Here is a 247-nt window from a genome sequence, read left to right as displayed (position 1 = left end):
GTTTTAGAGAAGACGAATTCAAAGTAAGCCAAATTGAACTTAATTTAGGGAGCTATTATTCCGTTTATGAAGATGTATTGGTAAACCATTTGAAGCCGACAACTGATTTGTTTCCAGTAATGTACCAGGCAGTTGAGTTATTTTTAGAGTTGCAAAAAGAACAAAATGTGGTCACAGAGTATATTTCACAACATAAACATTTACCAACACCTGATTTGCTTAAAAGATTATTCGAAGTCTTCCCAAC

At 33.6% G+C, this 247-nt stretch carries 1 pseudogene; it reads left to right on the top strand.

Annotated elements, in window-relative coordinates:
• Window positions 1-247: pseudogene (locus tag AOA61_RS32010) on the top strand (AraC family transcriptional regulator); the annotation flags it as partial.

It is taken from the genome of Pseudomonas sp. 2995-1, assembly GCF_002742505.1.
Lineage (GTDB): Bacteria > Pseudomonadota > Gammaproteobacteria > Pseudomonadales > Pseudomonadaceae > Aquipseudomonas > Aquipseudomonas sivasensis.
The sequence above is the reverse complement of the archived record's forward strand: the minus strand, read 5'-3'. Positions and strand labels throughout refer to the sequence as shown.